The organism is Desulfosarcina sp., assembly GCF_055467485.1.
Genome location: NZ_JBUOIV010000038.1, coordinates 1 through 20,644, shown reverse-complemented (window position 1 = coordinate 20,644; position 20,644 = coordinate 1). Strand labels below are relative to the sequence as shown.

General features: G+C 57.5%; 16 protein-coding genes and 1 pseudogene. 9 read left to right on the top strand and 8 right to left on the bottom strand.

Annotation, left to right across the window (positions count from 1 at the left end; genetic code table 11):
• The first annotated feature begins 509 nt into the window (after window positions 1-509).
• Complete coding sequence (locus ACZCED_RS16895; RefSeq protein WP_464861258.1) at window positions 510-1,187, top strand: HAD family hydrolase; 678 nt, start codon at window positions 510-512, stop codon at window positions 1,185-1,187.
• A 30-nt stretch (window positions 1,188-1,217) separates the two neighbouring features.
• Here the strand turns inward: ACZCED_RS16895 and ACZCED_RS16890 are convergent, their stop codons facing one another.
• The 8 genes from ACZCED_RS16890 to ACZCED_RS16855 all read right to left on the bottom strand — a co-directional run bounded on the left by ACZCED_RS16890 (window position 1,218) and on the right by ACZCED_RS16855 (window position 10,650).
• Window positions 1,218-2,366, bottom strand: coding sequence for a uroporphyrinogen decarboxylase family protein (locus ACZCED_RS16890; RefSeq protein WP_464861257.1), 1,149 nt, complete (start codon window positions 2,364-2,366; stop codon window positions 1,218-1,220).
• A gap of 11 nt (window positions 2,367-2,377) precedes the next feature.
• A complete protein-coding gene (locus ACZCED_RS16885; protein WP_462971962.1) occupies window positions 2,378-3,115 on the bottom strand; it encodes a FadR/GntR family transcriptional regulator in 738 nt (245 codons plus the stop codon).
• Window positions 3,116-3,230: 115 nt separating this feature from the next.
• The gene (locus tag ACZCED_RS16880; protein WP_462971963.1) at window positions 3,231-3,392 is read right to left on the bottom strand and encodes a hypothetical protein; all 162 of its coding nucleotides are present in this window, start codon (window positions 3,390-3,392) and stop codon (window positions 3,231-3,233) included.
• Between the two features lie 27 nt (window positions 3,393-3,419).
• Window positions 3,420-4,967 (bottom strand): L-lactate permease, encoded by a 1,548-nt coding sequence (locus tag ACZCED_RS16875; protein WP_462971964.1) that lies wholly within the window; start codon window positions 4,965-4,967, stop codon window positions 3,420-3,422.
• 156 nt (window positions 4,968-5,123) lie between these two features.
• Complete coding sequence (locus tag ACZCED_RS16870; RefSeq protein ID WP_464861256.1) at window positions 5,124-6,662, bottom strand: B12-binding domain-containing radical SAM protein; 1,539 nt, start codon at window positions 6,660-6,662, stop codon at window positions 5,124-5,126.
• A 251-nt stretch (window positions 6,663-6,913) separates the two neighbouring features.
• On the bottom strand, window positions 6,914-8,776 hold the full coding sequence (locus ACZCED_RS16865) for an ABC-F family ATP-binding cassette domain-containing protein (protein WP_462971966.1): 1,863 nt from the start codon (window positions 8,774-8,776) through the stop codon (window positions 6,914-6,916).
• Between the two features lie 241 nt (window positions 8,777-9,017).
• Window positions 9,018-9,932: a M55 family metallopeptidase gene (locus ACZCED_RS16860; RefSeq protein WP_464861255.1), complete on the bottom strand. Its 915-nt coding sequence runs from the start codon at window positions 9,930-9,932 to the stop codon at window positions 9,018-9,020.
• Entirely contained in the window at window positions 9,925-10,650 is a 726-nt protein-coding gene (locus tag ACZCED_RS16855) for a hypothetical protein (protein WP_464861254.1), read from the bottom strand. The genes ACZCED_RS16860 and ACZCED_RS16855 overlap by 8 nt, the downstream gene beginning before the upstream one ends.
• A gap of 675 nt (window positions 10,651-11,325) precedes the next feature.
• Between ACZCED_RS16855 and ACZCED_RS16850 the strand changes: the two genes are divergently transcribed.
• The 8 genes and pseudogenes from ACZCED_RS16850 to ACZCED_RS16815 all read left to right on the top strand — a co-directional run.
• Window positions 11,326-13,473 (top strand): cache domain-containing protein, encoded by a 2,148-nt coding sequence (locus ACZCED_RS16850; RefSeq protein ID WP_464861253.1) that lies wholly within the window; start codon window positions 11,326-11,328, stop codon window positions 13,471-13,473.
• The gene (locus ACZCED_RS16845) at window positions 13,466-14,881 is read left to right on the top strand and encodes a sigma-54-dependent transcriptional regulator (RefSeq protein WP_464861252.1); all 1,416 of its coding nucleotides are present in this window, start codon (window positions 13,466-13,468) and stop codon (window positions 14,879-14,881) included. Before ACZCED_RS16850 ends, ACZCED_RS16845 begins: the two co-directional genes overlap by 8 nt.
• 264 nt (window positions 14,882-15,145) lie before the next feature.
• Window positions 15,146-16,399: an ABC transporter substrate-binding protein gene (locus tag ACZCED_RS16840; RefSeq protein ID WP_464861251.1), complete on the top strand. Its 1,254-nt coding sequence runs from the start codon at window positions 15,146-15,148 to the stop codon at window positions 16,397-16,399.
• 284 nt (window positions 16,400-16,683) lie between these two features.
• Window positions 16,684-17,571 (top strand): branched-chain amino acid ABC transporter permease, encoded by an 888-nt coding sequence (locus ACZCED_RS16835; protein WP_464861250.1) that lies wholly within the window; start codon window positions 16,684-16,686, stop codon window positions 17,569-17,571.
• The gene (locus tag ACZCED_RS16830; RefSeq protein ID WP_464861249.1) at window positions 17,561-18,679 is read left to right on the top strand and encodes a branched-chain amino acid ABC transporter permease; all 1,119 of its coding nucleotides are present in this window, start codon (window positions 17,561-17,563) and stop codon (window positions 18,677-18,679) included. The genes ACZCED_RS16835 and ACZCED_RS16830 overlap by 11 nt, the downstream gene beginning before the upstream one ends.
• A complete protein-coding gene (locus ACZCED_RS16825) occupies window positions 18,666-19,391 on the top strand; it encodes an ABC transporter ATP-binding protein (protein ID WP_464861248.1) in 726 nt (241 codons plus the stop codon). The genes ACZCED_RS16830 and ACZCED_RS16825 overlap by 14 nt, the downstream gene beginning before the upstream one ends.
• On the top strand, window positions 19,378-20,088 hold the full coding sequence (locus ACZCED_RS16820) for an ABC transporter ATP-binding protein (RefSeq protein WP_464861247.1): 711 nt from the start codon (window positions 19,378-19,380) through the stop codon (window positions 20,086-20,088). The genes ACZCED_RS16825 and ACZCED_RS16820 overlap by 14 nt, the downstream gene beginning before the upstream one ends.
• 325 nt (window positions 20,089-20,413) lie before the next feature.
• Window positions 20,414-20,644, top strand: a pseudogene (locus ACZCED_RS16815) (IS110 family transposase); the annotation flags it as partial.

Genomic DNA, 20,644 nt, shown 5'->3' with positions numbered 1-20,644 from the left:
TTTTATCCCTGTTCGAATCCAGTGGGTCAGTGAGCCGTCTGCCTGGAGCAGGGTGATCAGGCTGACCTAAAGGGCACAGGCAATGCGTTTATGTGTGGCAATGGAGGGGCTGGCAAGGCTCCGTTCAACCTGGGAAATAAATACATCGGAGCATTCGGCTTTTTCGGCAACAAGCTTGAGGGTGGGATTTTTTTGTTTACGGTGATGCCGAATCTGTTTTCCGATGTTTTCCATAGATCCATAAATTAACTAATACGTTATTTGAATTAGTTATATGTTAATTTATTGTGCGTCTATATTCAATGGTTCTCGTTCAAGTCAAGGTGACACCTATAGCACTCCCACGTGCAAATCGGTCACGCGGTATTACATTGGGGGACTGTTTTAAGGCTTGGATCCGACAGCGGATGACCGGGGATGGATGGTGGAGGGCCAAAGCTGGCAACAGGATCCGGACTTGAAAAACCATGGCATCAGGGGTAAGCGTCGTCCTTTAAATTGGAGTGAACATGAACGATCATCGCACCAACGGCTTTCAGGCCGTCATTTTCGATCTGGACGGCACACTGCTGGACACCTTGGCGGACATCGGGGATTCGGTGAACCGGATGCTGGCGGAATACGGGTTTCCCGGTCACACCATGGATGATTACCGGCGCTTCATCGGCAACGGCATCCGGATGCTGGTCACGCGGGCGCTGCCCATCGAGGGCCGTTCCGAGGAAATGCTTTCCACCTGTGTCCACCGTGCACGCGAAATCTATTGGGAGAACTGGAATCGCAAGACCCGGCCATACGAGGGCGTCACGGATCTCTTGGACCACCTCAACGCCAGGGGATTGCCGCTGGCGGTGCTCTCCAACAAGCCGCATGATTTTACCGTGCGCTACGTAAACGCTTATTTTGACCGGTGGGATTTCAAAGTGGTCATGGGGCAGAACGAACATTTCCCGGTCAAGCCTGACCCGGCGTCGGCGCTGGACATCGCCCGGCAGATGGGCCTGGCGCCGGAGGCTTTTCTTTTTGTGGGCGACAGCGCCGTGGATATGAAGACGGCCCTTGCCGCGGGCATGCACGCCGTGGGTGCGGCCTGGGGCTTCAGGGGACCGCAGGAACTGCGGGAGAACGGTTGCCGGACGCTGGTCGATCACCCGCTGGAAATCCTGCCGCTGCTGGAAGCGCAATAACCCACCCCGCCGGAAAGCAAAAGGGTACGGTCAAACGCCCGAGGCTCCCATTCTTTGGCGCACAAATTCTGAAAAGCTTTCCCTTGTGGGCATGTCAACATGGACATCGTCCAGATTCTCAGCAACAGGCAGGCGGCCGTAGGCGCGGCACGCCGCCACGGCGGCGTGGACGTGTTCCGGCGGGGTCTCGGCGGCAATCTGGTTCAGATGGATCATGCAGCGGCCGTCCCGCGCCAGTTTGTCGATATAGTGCCTGACCCGTTGCACGATCGCCTCGACCGGTCCATCCTTGATCAGTGTCGCATCGATGCCGGCGGCCACCGACAGGTCGTGTTGCCGGGCATATTGCTTCACCCGCTCGGGCCCGACTTCATGCAGGTCGGGATCCAGCACGCTCAGGGAACCGGGACTGCAGCGGCATTTTTGTGAAAAGAACCGTTCGGGGTCACGGCTTCTGGCATCTCCCCAGTTTCCCCGGGTAATCAGACTGCCACCCAGGTTGCGTCTCAACCGCTGCGTATAAGCGACCACATATTCATCCATCATGTCCAGGCTGATCATCGGTGGAGAGGCCCATGCATCGCGCCCGTCCATGATCAGGCCGGGGATGCCGGCTTCCTTTCGCAGGGTTTCAAGGTATGGACTAAGCACGTCATCGCAAAGGAATTTGAAAAGCCGGTGGGCAAAAGCGGGCCTTTCGAACATGTCGGTAACGAGGTTCTCATATCCCCGGATGTTGACGGCCAGGCTGAATGGGGCGGTAAAATAGACCCGGTCGAGCCGGCCTGCCAAGTCCAGGAAATTGCGGTTGATCTTCAGGACCCAGGGCATTCGACCGGACCGGTATGGGTCGGGCGGTGAAAGGCGATCCAGATCCGAAGGCGCCCCGATCAGCGGGCGGGTGCGATCCGTATCGGGTATCCCGCCGGGGTGATAAACGACCCGTTGCCCCAGCGCTTCGGCCTCGATATTATACACGTCCCAGAAATTGCTGAGAACATCCAATCGGTAGTATTCGGTGACCAGGAGCTGCACCCGGACGAAGGTGTCGGCATCCGTGAAAAAACGGTTGGTCGAAACCCCGGCAAGATGCGCCGAATGATCGTTGCTCTGGGCGCCGACGATCACGCGACGGGGCGCTTCCGTTTTTCCCGGATCGGTTTTTGAGCCTGTTGACATGGTGGTCTAATCTACTCCGCTTGATGATCGTTGGATGAAATGACGAGGTTTCGAATTGCAGTTAAATGATCAGCCATCAATTGCCTTGCAGTATTTGAATCCGCACTTTTCACGGCTTTTACGATTTCCCGGTGCCCTTTCAGGGACAGTCGATTTCTCTGCGGGCTCTGCGAATAGGCATGTCGGCTTTTCAGGAAAATGTGATCCAGCAGTTCGACGACCTGCAGCAGGACGGCGTTGCCGGTGGCCCTGGCCAGCGCGCGGTGAAAATCCTGATCGAGATCCATTGACGCGGTGCTGTCGTCCAGATTATTTTGTTGCCGTTGAAGAATCTCCTGCAGAATCGAGAGATCTTTTTCGGTCGCGTTTCTGGCGGCCAGTCCGGCGATCTGGGGTTCGAGCAGCTCCCTGAACTGGAAAATTTCAGCGATGGTGTTTTTTTCATGGTTTATCGCCCTGGCCAGAAAATCGACCACAGACGACTCCTCTTCCAGGATAATGTAGGTCCCGCTCCCCGGCCTGCTTTTCAAAATTCTTTTCTGTTCCAGTATCCGGATGGCTTCGCGCACGGAATGGCGGGAAACCTTGAAGATCGCCGCCAGTTCTCTTTCCGGCGGGAGCTGGTCGCCGTGCTTCAGGCGTCCTTCATCGATCAGCGCCTGTATCTGGATGACGATCTGTTCATGAAGCTTGGTTTTGGTAACCGCTTTCAGGGAGTTCGTCAGGTTTGTTCCCGCGTTTTCAACCATCGGACGCCTCTTGATCCTTTGAATTCTCCCCGCGGCAAGCCGCGGGGAATCTTCACCGTAAGGCTAAAAAATCGATTTTCAGTTCGCTCGCTGTCGCGGTTCACGAAAGGAACGGTCAGCCGTTTTTCATGACAACCAGCATATTGGCGATAAATATCGCCATGAGCACTTTTACCTGGAGCATCGAGCCGTGCATGGCAGCCGCATAGAGCAAAAAGGGGATTGCCAGCATCAGAACCAGCGCCGTGGTCCTCAGTGAATCAGCGTGTTTTTTCAAAAACCTCTCCATAAATGTCATTCCCGTTCATCGAATAAAGGAAAACAGCATGGTGACCAGACCAACGACACCGGTTATCAACAGCCCGTATTTAAGGGTCGCCTTGAGCACCGGGCCCTCTTTTCCCGAGAGGCCGACGGTTGAACACCCCACGAGGATCTTGGCCGGGGCGATCATGCTGCCAAGCGCGCCGCCGGTTGTCTGGGCGGCGAGGATCAGGCCCGCACTGAGACCGGCCAGCTGGGCGGTCTCCTGCTGGAGAACCCCGAAAACAACATTGGAGTTGGTATTGCTGCCGGTCATGAAGGCGCCCAGAAGGCCGATCCACGGTGAAACCAGGGGGTAAACCGAGCCGAAAACCCGGCTTATCCCTTCAGCCAGGACGGTGATCATCTGGCAGTGATCCATGATCATGGCAAAACACACCATGCTGACGATACCCAGGCTGGTGGGCACACCGCTTTTAATCGTTTTCCGGACGATGGTCCTCAAGGCATCGGATCGATAAAAGCCCCTGGAACGATAAACCAAAAAACCGACAATGGTTGCATATAAAAGCAAGGCGCCGCCATGGCCGAATAGGTTGATGGCTTTGCCGTTCCCGGCCGGGGTGACCCATCCTTTCAGTGACATGATCTCCGGAAATGCCAACGTCAGGTTGACCTGCCCGAGAAAGGCCTCGACCGCGGGAACCATGACGCCGGAAGAGACGATGACGATGAGAATGAAATAGGCCGACAGCGCCCACCCCAGTCCCATCTCCGATTGCGTCTGCGAAGGCGGCACCCGGTTGTAGATTTTCAGTTTTGCGACCACGAGGCCGCTGCACAGGCCCACCAGGCTCGCCCCGAAGCCGCCCAGCGTCCACATCCCGGAAACGGCAAGCAGGTATTGCGTGCCGGCCATGGCCGTCCCGATGACAAGGATCGCCACCGCACTGTGCCTGGTCATTTTCCAACCGCCGTACACGTGCACAGCACAGATTCCGCAAAGGAAAGTGGTAATTCCGAGGAGGATGGCCGACCACGGTGCAAGATAGGTTGCGCTGAGACCGGAGACGGCTATGAGCGCCTGGAAGGACGCCCCCATCGAACCGAAGGTGACCGACCATGAATGGCCGATCGCGGGAACGGCAACGGCGACCACGGGGGAAAACCCGAGGCCCACCAACAGCGGCGCCACCACCGCTATCGGAACGCCGTAACCGGCAACGCCTTGCAGGAATGACGAAAAAATCCATCCGAAGATCAGAATCTGGATGGATTTGTCTCCGCTGAAGCGCTGGATGCCGATGCCGATGGCCTCGATGGCCCCGGTTTCATTGACCACGTTATACAAGAGCAGCGCCGCCCAGATGATATAGAGCACGTTGAGGGACAGCAGAGCGCCTTTGGCCTGGGAATGGGCGATTAGTATGGGGTGGGCGCCAAAAAAAACGGTTGCCGTGATCAGCGAGACCAGCCAGCCGGCGGCGCCGGCACGCGACCCGCTCCAGTTTTTAAAAATCATCAAAACCAGAACGGTTAAAATCGGGGAGAACGCAACGATCCATTTAACGAAAAACAAATCAGTCATCTCACAACCAATACCAAGTCAGGGTTGATGAACGGACCAATCCAAATTGGTTGAACCAATTTGGATCAAATCCGTCGATTTGTCAAACCATAAAAGGGAAGGCTTCAGGCGCTCGCTGATGCGGTTCCACGATGACGGGCAGTCGGGAACGTGACCTCAGCCATTCAGCAGATTGAAAAATGGGGCATGGTTGGAGGTGAAAAAAGGCGGATCGTTGTTCAGGATCGCCCGGATGGTGGGATGGCGTTTAACGGTCTTGGACAGAAAGCGCCGCACCCGGTCCCGGCTCCAGCCCTGCGGATGGACAAACTCACGATACAAGGCCAGGTCGCCTTCGTAGAAATCCATCGTATCCAGATCGCCGGCCTCGTCGCTGTAAGCGGGAAGGTTGAAGATGGCCAGATTGAGAAAATCGATCGACGGTGCATGGTCAAGGGTGAATGCCAGCGTCCGTTCGGCGCTGTGCTCGTTTTCCGCCGGTGTGCCGAAAAGCAGATACACGTAAGTGGCGATGCCCGCCCGGTGAAGGGTGTCCAGCGCGCGGGATACGGTATCGATGTGGATGCCTTTGCCAAGGGCATCGAGCACATCCTGGTCACCGGACTCGACCCCCAGCTTGAGCATGACGCATCCGGATGTTTTCAGGCCTTTTGCCACGTCAGGGTCGGTGAGGTGCCGGGTGACCCGGGCGAACCCGTACCAGGGCACGCCGGGCGGGTAGTCGATCAGGTGCCCCAGCAGCCGCGGTGAGAGGGCGTTGTCCAGAAAATGGACCAGCCCGGCCGAGATTTGTTCGGCGATCCGCTTGAGATCGTCCACCGTCGCCTGCGGGCTGCCGGCCGAGTAGGCTGAATTTTCGGCGGTTTCCGGGCAGAAGGCGCATTTTTTCCAGTAGCACCCTCTCGAGGTGCTGTACGGCAGCACCCGCGCCGGAGCGAAATAGCGGTCGGGAAGATCCAAGGAAAAGTCATACCCGCTGACGGAGTGGTCAATGACTTCTCTGCCCGTGCACAACTCGATCAGCCGGCCTTCGCCCGGGCCGGCGACCATTTCGTCGACCAGCCCCGCAAACGGGTTGCCCATGCCGGGAATGTTCAACCAGGAGGTCACCAGGCCCCCTCCGCAGACGATGGTTGCCCGGGGCAGTCGGCTGCGGATGAACCCGATCATGGCAAAGGCGCTTAGGGCCTGGCTCATGAAATTGATCGACACGCCGACGATCGCCGGTTCCCGCTGGTCGAAAAGATCCGACAGCGACGCTGAAAAGATGGAATAAAACGGGTTGGATTCGAATTGCTCGGCGGCCTGCAACAGATCTGCGCTGCGAACCGGCGAAAGCACCGAAGACCCATAGTTGGACAGGGAGAGGGAGGTGTCGAACTCACGGCCCGCCATGTGAAGGACCCGGTTGGTGTCCATGACGGCGCGTTTGTAGCGGTCGCGGTTGCGGTAAAGCTCCGGGGAGCGCAGGGCGTTGATATTGGCCGCCCGGCCGGCCAGTGCCCGCCGGGACCAGGTGTCACCGGCGGTTATCGGCCGGTGGAGCATTCCCCGGATGGCATCGATACTGGCATCATAGATCCGGCAGTCGACTCCTTGGGCACGCAGCGCCCCGGCCAGTTTGGCCAGCCCTGCCGGGGGTTCGCAGGGTTTGGAGACCGGCGGGCAGATCAGTAAAATCGATTTTTTTGTCACTAGTGTATCGGAAATGCACGCTTATGATTATGGAATCGAGGAATTAAGGGATTGAGGAATTATGGCGTTTAAGTAGCGCGGGCCGGTTTCTTCCGGTTAAGGTTCATGCATCGGGCTGTATGACAGACCGCGGCTGGAAGCCGCTCCTACAATTCCCGAATCCCTCAATCCCATAATTCCTCAATCTCTCAACAGCTCAAAGGGCGATGGTTGACCTCGGGCATCGGAACGCTGTCATCGGTCTTCAGTTGTCAGGCGTCCAGTTCGGCCAATCGTTTTTCAAATTTCTTCTCCAGACGCAGCCGCTGATCGTCCATCTGCTCCATCTCGGCGAATCGGGTTTCGATGATCTCCTGGCAGGCCTGGATTTTCTGGGAAAGGGGACCGATCCGGGCGCCATCGCCCTGCTCGGATGCTTCGACCATCTCCCGGTTCAGCCGGTCGAGCAGGGCCTCGTTTTTTTCAATGGCCGCCTCTGCCGCGGCGATCGCTTCGTCCATGGGCTTGAGCACCTTGGATTTCTCGGTGATGATTTCCGATCGCAGGCGTCTGAGTTCTTTCTTGGTCAACCGGGGCAGCGCCGGTGCATGGTCGTCCTCACCCTCGCCCCGGTGGCGGGTCATGGATGCATCATCCCCCCAGCCGCCCTTTTCCAGGAAACCCTGGTAACTGCCGTCGAACATGCGGGCGCCGGTGTCATCGAAGACGATCAACCGGTCGGCCAGGGCGTGCAGGAACATCTCGTTGTGGGTGACCATGATCACGGCGCCGTCGAAATTGTCGATGGCGGCCAGCAGGGCGTCGCAGGCGTCCATGTCCAGATGGTTGGTGGGTTCGTCCAGCATCAGCAGGTTTACCGGGGTGACCAGCAGTTTGCCCAGCATCACCCGGCTTTTCTCACCGCCGGAGAGAACGCCGATCTTCTTCAGGGCGCTGTCGCCCTCGAACATCATGGCCCCGCAGATGTTGCGGGCCTTCTGGCGGTCCACGTCCGGCTGGGCGTAGAGGAGTTCCTCTTCCACGGTCCGGCTGTCCACCAGGCTCTGGATGTTGGTCTGCTCGAACACCCCGGAAACGACCTGCGGGTTGTAGGTGATCTTGCCCGATGCCGGGGGCAGGCTGCCGGCCAGTACCTTGAGCAGGGTAGTCTTGCCCCTGCCGTTTTTACCCACGACGCAGATCCGCTCCCCGGCCAGGATCGAGAATTCCAGGTTTTGGAAAAGCGGCCGCTGGGACCCCCAGGCAAACGAGAGACCTTCGACGGTGCACACCTGCTTGGCCCTGAAAGGCTTGCTGCGAAAGGAAAATTCCAGGTTCTTGGCCTGCTCCAGCTTGTCCTTTTTCTCCATTTTGGCCAGGGTCTTGACCCGGGACTGGACCATGTTGGCCAGTCGGGCCTTGGCCCGGAACCGGGAGATGAACAGGCGGATCTCCTTTTCGCGGCGTTCGTCGTTGAGCCGGGTCTTTTCGTAAATCTCTTCATCCTGGGCGATGCGGTCGTAGTATTTTTCCGTATTGCCTTCGATCTTCCTGGCCTTTTTGCGGTGAATGCCCACGGTGTGGGTCACCAGCTTGTCCATGAACCCCCGGTCGTGGGTGATCAGCATCAGTTCATGGGGCCAGGAGAGCAGAAAATTTTCGATCCAGCGGATGGAGGTGATGTCCAGGTAGTTGGTGGGCTCGTCCAGCAGCAGCAGGTCCGGTTCCGAGACCAGCACCTTGGCCAGGTTGAGCCGCACCTGGAACCCGCCGGAAAAATCATGGGGGCTCCTGACCATGTCACCGTCGGAGAACCCCAACCCGGCCAGGATTTTCTCCACCTTCCAGTGGTGGTCTTTTTCCGATGCGATCAATCCTTTCATGCCCTCGGCCAGCACCGTATTTTCGGTGAACTGGATGTGCTGCTCCACGTGGCCGATGCGGTACCCTTTGGGCATGGTGACGGCCCCCTCATCATAGCCTTCGTCGCCGACGATGATGCGAAACAGGGTCGACTTGCCGTGGCCGTTGCGCCCCACCAGGCCGATGCGCTCCTTTGAATTGATCTTGAAGCTGACCCCGTCGAAAAGCACGCGGCCGCCAAAGCTCTTGTGCAGGTTGTCGATACTAATCATTTAGTTATATTGGACGGCTTTGTAAAAACCCCGATATCTGCGTTACGCTGCATCCCTCGTCACTGCGGCGTACAGCAAGTACGCCTCACTCCTCAGGATTTGCACACCTTGATCTCGAACTTTTTACAAACCCGTCTGAAATCTGATTTTTCAATAGGCCATCACCAGTCGACGGTCCATTTTCATCAGGGTTGCAGAGATCTCTTTCCGGGTGGAGGTATAGAGGAAGGCGGTCCGGGTGTCAATGTCGGGACTCGATCTTCAACCGGCGGCGGACCCATATTCTTCCCAGGCGACCGACCAGATTGTACAGATTCAGGCTGTAGGGAAGGGTCTTTTCGGCCAGCGGTGGCAGGTAGCACAGGCGGATCAGGCTGGTGTACAGATCGTGAATATCCTCGGCGTCGATACGCACCGTTGCGCCGCAGCGTTCAAACCCCCACGGGTCGGCCATCTTTGCGGCAGCCGCCGCTCCGTCCCGAATGGTGATGTCGGCATGGAAGGCGCCGGCGGGACGATACGGCTTCACGGAAACGTCGGCCAGCGATTCAGTGGCCGTTCGTGCCAGGCCGTTTCGCCATCGGCCCGCATCCAGGGCTTCCGGCGGGATAGTCTTGTCGATGGGAAACGTGTGAATCCCCGTTATGCGTTCGCTGGCCTGGGAGCAGGCCACCGGGCAGCCGGAAAAGAACACCGCCGGGATGCCGTGGGGCGCCAGGGATGCGGCGAACAATTCCACTTCCGCCAGGGGACGGCCGGCCACCGTCAGCGAGGCCAGGCGCGAGGTCAGCGTGTGGGCCAAAAATCCATGGGTGCCCGCTGCCGCGTGCATGCCGATCATCATCAGTGCATCGGCGTCCTTGGGATCACCCAGGCCCGGCACGGGACCTTGATAATAACCGCTGACGACCCGGGCGCGACGGTCGATCATCTCCGGTACGAGGTTGTAGCCGGTGCGGTGAAAGTCCTTGACCGTCACCCGCTCGACACCGGCATCGAAAAGGCCCTTGACCACGGCGTCCACATCCCGGGACATGGCGGCGCAGGCCCGCGCCCAGGGTTTGGTCAGAAACGATGAAGCCCGGTAGCTGCCGCAGCCGCTGCTGCCCTCGATGTCGGCCAGGACCAGAATGTGACGGTATCGGTGCTTATCCAAGGGCGGCTGCACAGAGCGGGGCAGGTGCCGGTGTAAGGCCGAAGCAATAGCGGTCCCGGCGGTATTCAAGGTCCCGGATCAGGGCTTTCTTGAAACCGTCCGGTCCGTGCCGGTCCATCAGCCGGCTGCGATAGGCGGCGATGTCAACGGTTTCCAGCTGCATGCGCAGGGTCTTGAAGATTCTGGGGATGCGTTGGCCGGGTGTCTGCACGTGATGCAGGCCGGCGCTGTAGGTCAGCAGCATCCGTCCCTGCGGGATGCTGCCGATGATGTCGGCGATGCCGCCCCTCACGGTCATGGGCCGGCCGTCCTTGTCCAGGCCATTGGCCCGCATCATGCGGCCTTCGGGCATGATGACCACCATGCTGTCCGGCTTCATCGTGGCCAGTACCTGATTCCATGTGCGGTCGTTTTTGCGGGTGACGGCGACTACATTTTTGGCCACCATGCGGAAAAAAAACCCCATGACAGGCCGCCGGGTGGCTTTGTCGGCCACGGGCATGAGGCCCTTAAAGGCGATGCGTCTGATAAATTCATCGGGAAACCCGCCGACGAACAGGGGTTCGTAGAGGCTGGTGTGGTTGAGGAAAACCACCAGGCGCAGACCACGCCAGGGCTGCGGGGGGGGCGGGTGGACCCAGCGGATGTCGAACCGATAAAACAGGCGGCTGAGCCTGTTGATGCCCCGCAGCATGGCATAGATGCATTCTTCTCGCATGGTACGCCCCGGTATCAGAAAATAAGATTAGGATTGCCAGGTTGATCGACTGATTTCAGTTAGCGCACAACATCTTGATAGTACATGGTTATTTCAAATTTGACAAAAGTTTTACAATTAAAGAGAGTGGGCGGAAAGGTTCCCCGAACCGGCTGCCCGCCGCTCAACGGGCATCGGAGGGAAAATCCGGAGAGACCGATTTGAACCGCGATAGCGAGCGCATTCCTCGCCGCTTGCGGCTGGGTTAGCGAGCGAACTGAAAACGATTTTTAGTCCTTACGGTGAAGATTCCCCGCGGCTTGCCGCGGGGAGGGTTCAACTTGACTGCCGCCTGCATGAAACCCTCGAGTGAAGTCATGATTGGGCCTTGGTCGGCATGGTTGTTGTTATGGGAAGGGTTTCATTGTAAAGGAGAAGGGGAGAATAGACGTCGCGGCAGGCCGCCAAACCATGGTCGCGTCGCAGTAGCGCCCTATGGAACCGCTCCGGTTGCAGGCGCTTGTCGATCAGGATAGCCGCCCGCTATCTGGAGATGGTACAGCCGCCCGTCACTGCGCTTGAACCGCGACAGCGAGCACGTTCCCCGTCGCTTGCGGCGGGGTTGGCGAGCGAACAGGAAATCGATTTTCGTCCTTGCGGTGAAGGTTTCCCGCGGCTTGCCGCGGGGAGGGTTCAATGGGAAAAATCATGGATCACAAGAAAACCTATGTGTGGGTGTCAATCGGGCTGGTGGTCATCCTGATCCTGGCCGGTGTAACCTACAACAGCACACGGCTGGTCACTGAAAAAACGATCGACAATCACCAGCAGCAAATTGCTGCGGGTGCTGCGAAAACCGTTGACCTATGGCTATCCCAACACGTGCGGATCGTCGATGCCACGGCGGCCGTCGTGCAGCAGATCCCCATTGCCGACAATCCGCAAATCCTCAGACTGTTAAAGATGGCCATGGCAGCCGGCAACTTTTCCGACGTGTATATCGGTTTGAAGGACGGCACGATGATTGACGGTGCCGACTGGATCCCTCCCGACGGGTATGATCCGAGGGTTCGCCCCTGGTATAAGAAGGCGATTGCCGACAATCACACGACCTTCACGACGCCCTATGTGGATATGACCACCAATAAAATGGTCATCGCCATTGTCCGGCCGTTGGTCGTGGACAATGACTTCGTAGGGGTGGTCAGCGCGGACATCATATTGGATACGCTCAGGCAGAATGTGATGAACGTCAAGATCGGAAAATCCGGTTATACCTTCATCATCGACAACCAGGGCACGGTGCTCGTGCATCCGGATGAAGCCCTGCTGATGACCACCAAAATTCAGGAATCGGATGAAAGCCTGCATCAGATTCTGACCGTCTTCAATACCGCCGGTTCAGGTTCATACGACTATCGGTACAGAGGAGAAGACAAGATCCTCTCTTTTCAGAAACTGACCTATACGGACTGGTTTTTGTGTACGACGGTTCTGAAAAAAGAGGCCCACACGCTGGCCAAGAACACGGCCATGCTGTTCGCCATGGGCATGGTGTTCAAGATACTGGGGGTTCTCATCGCGCTCCTGTGCCTGGTCGTCGTCGGCAGTGTCCTGATTCTGGTGATATCCAAAAGGCGGTTCGAAAGGATCGTCAGGCAGCACAAGGAAATCGTATCCGGCAAGGACAAAGACCTGATCGGTGAAATCAGCCGGAGAAAAGAGATCGAGACGCGCTACCAGACCCTGTTCAACGTGGCGACCAATGCCATCATGCTCAGCAAGCACTTTCGCTTCATCGAGTGCAATCAAAAGGCGATGGTCATGTTTGGATACGACCATGCGCAGATTATCGGCCAAACGATGCTGGACCTGTCATCGGATGTTCAGCAGGATGGGCAGGAGAGTCGATCGAAGTTCGATCAGATCATCGAACGGCTGGCGTCCGGGGAGCAGGTCATTTTCGAGTGGGCCTTCAAGCGCTCGGATGGGACGGAGTTTCCCGCCGAAGTGGGGCTTAAGACCCTGCAGCTCGACAGCGAGACAGTGACCCTTTACAGCATCTGGGATATTTCCAAAAGAGCCAACGCCGAACATGAGCTTCGCCAGGTTCAAAAAATGGCGGCGATGGGTGAAATGCTCAGCGCCATCGCCCACCAGTGGCGCCAGCCCTTGAATGCCCTGTCCACGTATATCGCCAGCCTGCCGAGTGCTTTTTACAATCACCTCATCACCAAGGAATTCATCGAGAAACTGGTCAAGGAAGCCGACTCCCAGATTCAGTTCATGTCCCTGACCATCAATGACTTCAGGCAATATTTCCGACCCTCCAAGTCCAAACAGGCCTTTGACGTTCAGGATGCCATTGAAAGCGCGGTGAAACTGATCAACCCCCAACTGCGGCAAAATGCCATCACATTGGAGATCAACGACCTCGCAAAAGTCCAGGAACGATTTATCTTCGGCTACAAGAATGAATTCGTGCATGTTCTGGTGAACATCATTTCCAATGCCAAAGATGCCATCAAGGAGAAGGCTGAACAAACCGGCCAGGATCAATTTCCCCGGATGATCGACCTGCACGTGAAGACCGAGGCGAGCGCCCTCGTCCTGCAGATCCGGGATACCGGCTGCGGCATCCCGGAGTCGCTGCTGACCAAAGTGTTCACCCCCTACTTCACCACCAAAGGAACGGCCACCGGGACAGGCATCGGGCTTTACATGGCCAAGCGGATCGTCGAAAAGGAAATGCTCGGGCAGATTTCGGTCGAGAACCTGCCCGTCGGGGCCCGGTTTACGATACGGTTGCCCCTGTCGGACCTGAAAGGCAAACGGCATGCTTAATTTCTCCGATGTGCAGACCCACGTCATCCTGGTCGACGACGAACAGTCGGAACTGGATGCCTACAGCTTCCTTCTCCAGTCCATGGGGATAAAAAATATCACCACGGTCAGCGACAGCAGAAACCTGCTGGCCGTGCTCGAAGACCGCCATCCAAGCATCGTTTTTCTCGATTTGAACATGCCCCACAAGCCCGGCAAAGCGGTGCTGGCCGAACTCCGCGGAACCTATCCCCAGACGCCGGTGATCATCTGTACGGCCAATTCAGATATCGAAATGGCCGTGGAATGCCTCAAGCTCGGCGCCCATGACTACCTGGTCAAACCGATCAATCTCGAGACTTTCGGATCCGCATTGAGAAACGCCCTCGAAATTTCGTCGTTGAGAAATGAAGTCATGACGTTGAAAGGGCTCACTTTCCACAAGCAACTGCGGCACCCCGAACACTTTTCCGCCATCATTACCAACAACCGTATGATGATCAGCCTGTTTCACTATATCGAGTCGATTGCCGCCAGCGGCCAGCCCGTGTTGATAACGGGGGAGACCGGTTCCGGTAAAGAGTTGCTGGCCAGGGCCATTCATGATGTCTGCGGCTGTAACGGAGAATTTGTGGCCGTGGATGTGTCGGGCCTGGATGACACGCTTTTTTCAGATACCCTGTTCGGCCACCGAAAAGGCGCTTATACCAGTGCCGAAAAAGACCGCACCGGGTTGATTGAAAGCGCCGCTGGGGGAACCTTGTTCCTGGATGAAATCGGCGATCTGAACAAGACCTCCCAGGTCAAACTGCTGCGACTGCTCCAGGAAGGGGTCTATTACCCGCTCGGCGACGACCACCCCAGAAAGTGCCGTGCACGGGTTGTTGCCGCGACCAACCAAACCGTCAACCATCTTAGCGGAATGGCGGATAAATTCCGCATCGACCTGTATTACCGGCTTTCCACCCACCTGATCCGGATCCCGCCGTTGAGGGAAAGGCTGGAGGACATCCCGCTGCTGGTCGCCTTTCTTGCGGACCAGGCGGCGAAACGCATGGGCAAGAATATCGCCATCGTCAGCAACAGTCTGTTGGACGTGCTTGCGTCCCTGCCCTTTCCCGGTAATGTTCGCGAACTGAAGACGTATATATACGATGCGGTGGCCCAGTGTCATTCAGACACGTTGACCGAGCACGACATCATCGACCGGCTCCATCCGGGACAGACGCCCGGCAACCCGACGTCCTCGCCAGGGCTGCCGGTTTCCCTCGAGTCGATTTTCGGGCAGTTTCCCACCCTCACGCAATTGACCGGCTATGCGGTTGACCAAGCCCTGGAAGCCTCCGGCAACAATCAGAGCGAAGCGGCGAAATTGTTGGGAATCTCCAAGCAGGCCTTGAACAAACGGCTCAAAAAAAGAAAAGCCTGACCCGGTCAACCTTGGTTGACCGGGTCAACCAAGGTTGACCGGCCACGTTGACCCGCCCGACCATTCCCCGGTCTTTCGATCCCCTTCGATCCGCTCATTCCCTTTACATTCAGATGCTTGAGACACCCTCGGCCGGTTGGCACGGCTGTTGCCATAGCCATTATGGCAAACGATCGGATGGTGTATCCGGATCACCCACCTGGATGGCCTGCCCCGGGCAGGCTGAGAGCAGCGGAACTCAACCCAATCAAGGAGGCCAAGGAGATGAACAACAAACGTACGCGATGGATGGGCATACTGACCACATTGGGAATCGGTTTTTTCATGATCGCAGCCGTTGCCGCCGCACCGGCGATGGCCGCTGACGACGTCGTCAGGATCGGCAATATCATCCCCCTGTCCGGGCCGTCTGCCTCCGTCGGGCAGCAGGGCAAGAACGCCCGGGAGATGGCGGTTGAAGAGATCAATGCCGCCGGCGGCATCAAGTCTCTTGGCGGAGCCAAACTTGAACTGCTCTTTGCCGATTCGGAGTCGAAACCCGAAAAAGGTGTGGCCGAGGCCGAAAGACTCATCAATACCGAAAAGGTGAATGTGCTCACCGGTTGCTGGAACTCCGCCGTCACCTATCCGACAACGGCCGTCGCCGAACGCTATGGGGTCCCTTTTATCGTGCCGGTGTCCGTGTCGGACAAGATTACGGAGCAGGGATTCAAGAATGTGTTCAGGATCGCCGCCAAGGATTCGTGGTGGACCCGGGATCAGTTCTCGTTTCTCAAGGACATGGAAAAGGAATTCAATACCAAGGTCAAGAAACTGGCCTTCGTCTATGAAAACGGCGACTGGGGCAAAGGGTTCGCCGGACAGTGGAAACAGCTGGCCCAGGAAGGCGGCTATGAGGTGGTCCTGGACGAACCGTATCCGTCTACCGCCACCGACCTGAGCCCCGTGGTCCAGAAAATCCGCCGCTCCCGGGCAGACGTTTTGATGCTGGTCTCCAATGCCGCCGATGCCATTCTGCTGACCAACACCCTGGCCGAGTACAAGGTCAACCTGAAGGCGATCATCACCAGCGGCGGCGGCCATGCGGATCCCTCGTTCATGCAGGCGGCCGGCGACAATGCCCGGTACATCTTCGATATCGTGGAGTGGGAAACCGACGTCAACAAGGCCGGTGCCAAAGAAACCAACCAACGATACAAAGACAAATACGGCACCAACCTGACCGGTGAGGCCGTGGACGCCTACCTGGCCATGTACCTGATCAAGGAGGCCCTGGAGCAGGCCGGCAGCCTCGACCCGGCCAAGATCCGGCAGACGCTTGCCGACATCGAACTCAAGGACGGGCCCGGCATGATCGTCGGTTACGACGCGGTCAACTTCGACGAAACCGGACAGAACGCCAATGCCTCCCTGGTCATGGTTCAGATCAATGACATCGGCAATGGCCTGGAACGGATCTCGTGCTGGCCCATGAGCGCCAGAAGAGCCGGATACAAACCGGTGTTCCCCAAGCCCTGACGATATTTGCCCCCATGGCCGCCATGATGCGCGCGAATGTGGCGGCCATGGGAAGCGAAGTGCCGGCGGGCGGACGGCTGACGCAGTCGTGGCGGCCTTGAGGCCGACTGCCAGGGGCCCTGATCGAGAAAGCGGCCGATTCGCCATGATCGTGCGGCATGCCGCTCAATCACTGCCCGCGGCCATTGCGCCTGCATTCCCGGCATCACGGTTTTCGGTATAGGCGAACCCCATGGGGACGACGATTCGGCGAGGATCGCCAATCATGCGAAGTGGAGGGACGGATGATCTATTTCATCGAAGATGCAATTAACGGAATCATGATGGGATCCATATATGGATTGACCGCACTCGGCCTGACCATCATTTTCGGGGTGCTCAAGGTGGTCAACTTTGCCCACGGTTCCCTGCTGATGGTCGGGATGTATATTGCCTTCTGGACGGTGACGCTGACCGGGCTGCATCCCTATCTCTCCCTGATTTTCGTCCTCCCGCTGATGTTTCTTTTCGGCTACTTTCTCCAGGATATTGTGATCAAGCCTATTTTCAAAGCCGAAAAGGATGTCCGCGAGCCGCTGACGGTGATCATCGTGACCACCGGCGTCTGGTACGTCCTCGACAATCTGACCCTGCTGCTGTTCGGTCCCCAGTATCGGTCGATTGCGGAAAATCCCCTGAAAGGACAAATGATCGAGATCGGCGAAATTTTCATTTCCGTACCCAAGTTGTGGGGATGCGTGACCGCCGTCGTCACGGCCGTCGGGGTCTATTACTTTTTCCAGCGCACGCGGACGGGTCGCGCCATCCGGGCGACCAGCCTGGATCGCGATGCGGCAAGCCTCTCCGGCATCAATCAATTCAAGATCTACAATCTGGCGTTCGGCATCGGGGCCGCCGTGACCGGGATCGCCGGCGTCACCCTGATTCCATTTTACAACATCTTCCCCACCGTGGGCGTTCTCTTCGACATCAAGGGCTTTATCATCGTCGTCCTGGGCGGGCTGGGAAGCATCCACGGGGCGATCATCGGCGGCGTGATCATCGGGCTCATCGAATCCATCGGGCCCCAGTTCATGACCGCCACATGGACCGAAGCCATTGTGTACGGACTTTTTCTGCTGGTCCTTTTCATCAAACCCTCGGGCTTGTTCGGAGTCAAATATGACTGGTAAGGAATTCACAGCACCTGAGAAGCCGGAAACAGAAGGCGCGAATGCCGGGGTGCCGGAGGAATCGGCCGATTCGATGGCCACGGCGGTGATCAAGGACACGATCAACAAGGTGCTGCTGGTATCGGTTGCGGTGCTCGCATTCGGCCTGCCGCTGATCGTCAACAGCCCGACCTGGCTTCACATCATCGTCCTGATTTATTTTTACGCCTACCTCACCACTTCCTGGAACATGGTCGGTGGATTCGCCGGGGTCCTGCCCCTGGGCCATGCGGTTTTCATCGGCATCGGCGCCTATTCGTCGACCATCCTTTCCCTGCAGTATGGCGTGAGCCCATGGATCGGCATGCTGATCGGAGGCCTCATCTCCGTGGCCGTGGGGGTGCTGATCGGTCTGCCGACCTTCAAGATGCGCGGTGCCTACTTCGCCCTGGCCACGATCGCTTTTGCCGAGGGCTTCCGGGTCATGGTCGAGAATATCGATTACCTCGGGCCGCTCAAGGTCAACGGTCCCCGGGGCCTCCAGATCCCGCCACTCAACACGGGGCTGGCCAATTTCATGTTTTCCGGCAAGGAGCCTTACTACTATATTATCCTGCTGATGCTGATCGCCGTATTGGCGCTGACCTGGTTTATCTCCAGGTCCAAGCTGGGATACTACCTGAATGCCGGCGGGGAGGAGCCCGAGGCCGCCATGGCCCTGGGCGTGAATGTATCACGGGCCAAGCTGGTGGCCATGGCCATGAGTTCGTTTCTCACCGCCCTGGCAGGCACCTTTTATGCGCAATTCTCGCTCTTTATTCATCCCCGCAGCATCATCTCCCTGGACACGTCGTTCGAGATCGCCTTCATTGCCCTGATCGGGGGCAGGGGGTCCATTGCCGGTCCGGTGCTCGGCGCGCTGCTGCTGCGGCCGGTCAGCGATTTTTCCAGGATCTATTTCGCTGATTCGCTGCCGGGTATGCATTTGATCATTTACGGGGTCGTACTGATCCTGGTGATGATCTACCAACCCAGGGGTCTTCAGGAGCCGCTTTCCCGGGTTTATGGCCACATCGTCACCAGACTGGCGGATAGCTTCAAAAAGAGGGTGGTACATGAGAATTCTTGAAGTAAACGACATCACCATGCGATTTGGCGGGCTGACCGCGGTCGATCATCTCGACCTGCACATTGACGAGGGCGAAATCTTAGGGTTGATCGGGCCCAACGGCGCAGGCAAATCCACGGCATTCAACTGTATCGCCGGCGTGCATACCCCCTCCGAAGGCGAGATCAGATTCTGCGGCGAGGTGATCAACCGGCAAAAGCCGTGGACGCTCTGCAAGAAGGGACTGGCCCGGACCTTTCAGATCGTCAAACCGTTCGCCACGAAAAGCGTGCTTTACAATGTCATGGTGGGCGCATTCGCCACCACCGACAAGACCGAGAAGGCCCGCGAAAAGGCCCTGACGGTGCTGGACACGCTGAATTTTACCGACAAGAAGGATATGAAAGCGGGCAACCTGACCATCGCCGACCGCAAACGGCTCGAAATCGCCAGGGCCCTGGCCACCGACCCCAGGCTGCTTCTGCTGGACGAGGTCATGGCCGGGTTGCGGCCGGCCGAAGTCGACGAGGTGGTGGGCGTCATCCAGCACATCCGGCAACAAGGGGTCACGATCTTCGTCATCGAGCACATCATGCGGGCCGTCATGGCCCTTTCCGACCGGATCGTCGTCATCCACTTCGGCAATAAAATCGCCGAGGGCACACCCAAAGAAGTGGCTTCCGATGAAAACGTGATCAAAGCCTATCTAGGAGCGGAGTATGGCATTTCTTGAGATCAGGAATATCGATGCCTTTTATGGTGATGTCCAGGTCCTTTTCGATCTTTCCCTGAACGTGGCGGAAGGCGAGGTGGTCAGCATCATCGGCGGCAACGGCGCCGGCAAATCGACGCTGCTGCGCACCATTTCGGGGCTCATCAAACCGGCCGGCGGAGAAATCATTTTCGACGACCGCCCGATCCAGACGCTCCCGCCCGAGGAGATCGTGGGCTGCGGGATCGTCCACGTACCCGAGGGGCGGCGCCTGTTTTCGCTCATGACCATCAAGGACAACCTGATCGTGGGGGCCTACAACAAGCGGGCGGACATGCACAAGGAAGAGACCTTGAAGCAGGTGTACGCCATGCTGCCGCGACTGGCCGAGCGCGAGAATCAGATGGCCTTGACCCTTTCCGGCGGTGAGCAGCAGATGGTGGCCATCGGCAGGGGGCTGATGGCCATGCCCCGGATTCTCATGCTGGACGAACCGTCGCTCGGGCTGGCACCGGTTCTGGTGAACAGCATCTTCGAGACCATTCGTAAAATTGCCGACCAGGGCACCACCGTGCTCCTGGTGGAGCAGGATGTCAACCACTCCCTCTCCCTGAGCGACCGCGGATATGTGCTCGAGCATGGCCGCGTGGCCATGGAGGGCGCCGCTGCCGACTTGCTCGCCGATCCCCATATAAAAGAGGCCTACCTGGGGATTTGAGCGGTCGGTGTCGTTCGGGCTGCCCGCCAGGCCCGCCTTCGCTGTTCAGGCGAACATCGGTGACAAGGATATTGCCATCGTGGTGATGGGTTCCTTTGCTACGATGCGTTGGATAAATCACTCTCAGATTTTCCTTGCGATATCCAATTGAAAATCAACCAATCGTCGAAAAAGGGCAACCACCAGATTTAGTGGTCGGCCACTTTTGTGCTCATGGAGGGACTAATAGACATAATATTTGAAAGGCCTGCCCCTTGCGACATGGGTTAAGCTGTGTGAACCATTCGGTCATAACGGCTCAGAGCCACAACCAAGGAGGCAGGCCATGAAGACAAAAGTATTATACATTGGGTTGGATGTCCACCAAAACACGATTGACGTTGCATTAGCACCTGGTCGATCAAACGATAAAGTAAGATCCTACGGGAAAATCGACAGCACGCTCGATGCATTAAACAAAGTTATTGAGAAGTTGCGATCCAAAACAGTTGAACTTCGATTCGTCTATGAAGCCGGTCCCTGCGGTTATCAAATCTACCGGCATCTTAGCTCTAAA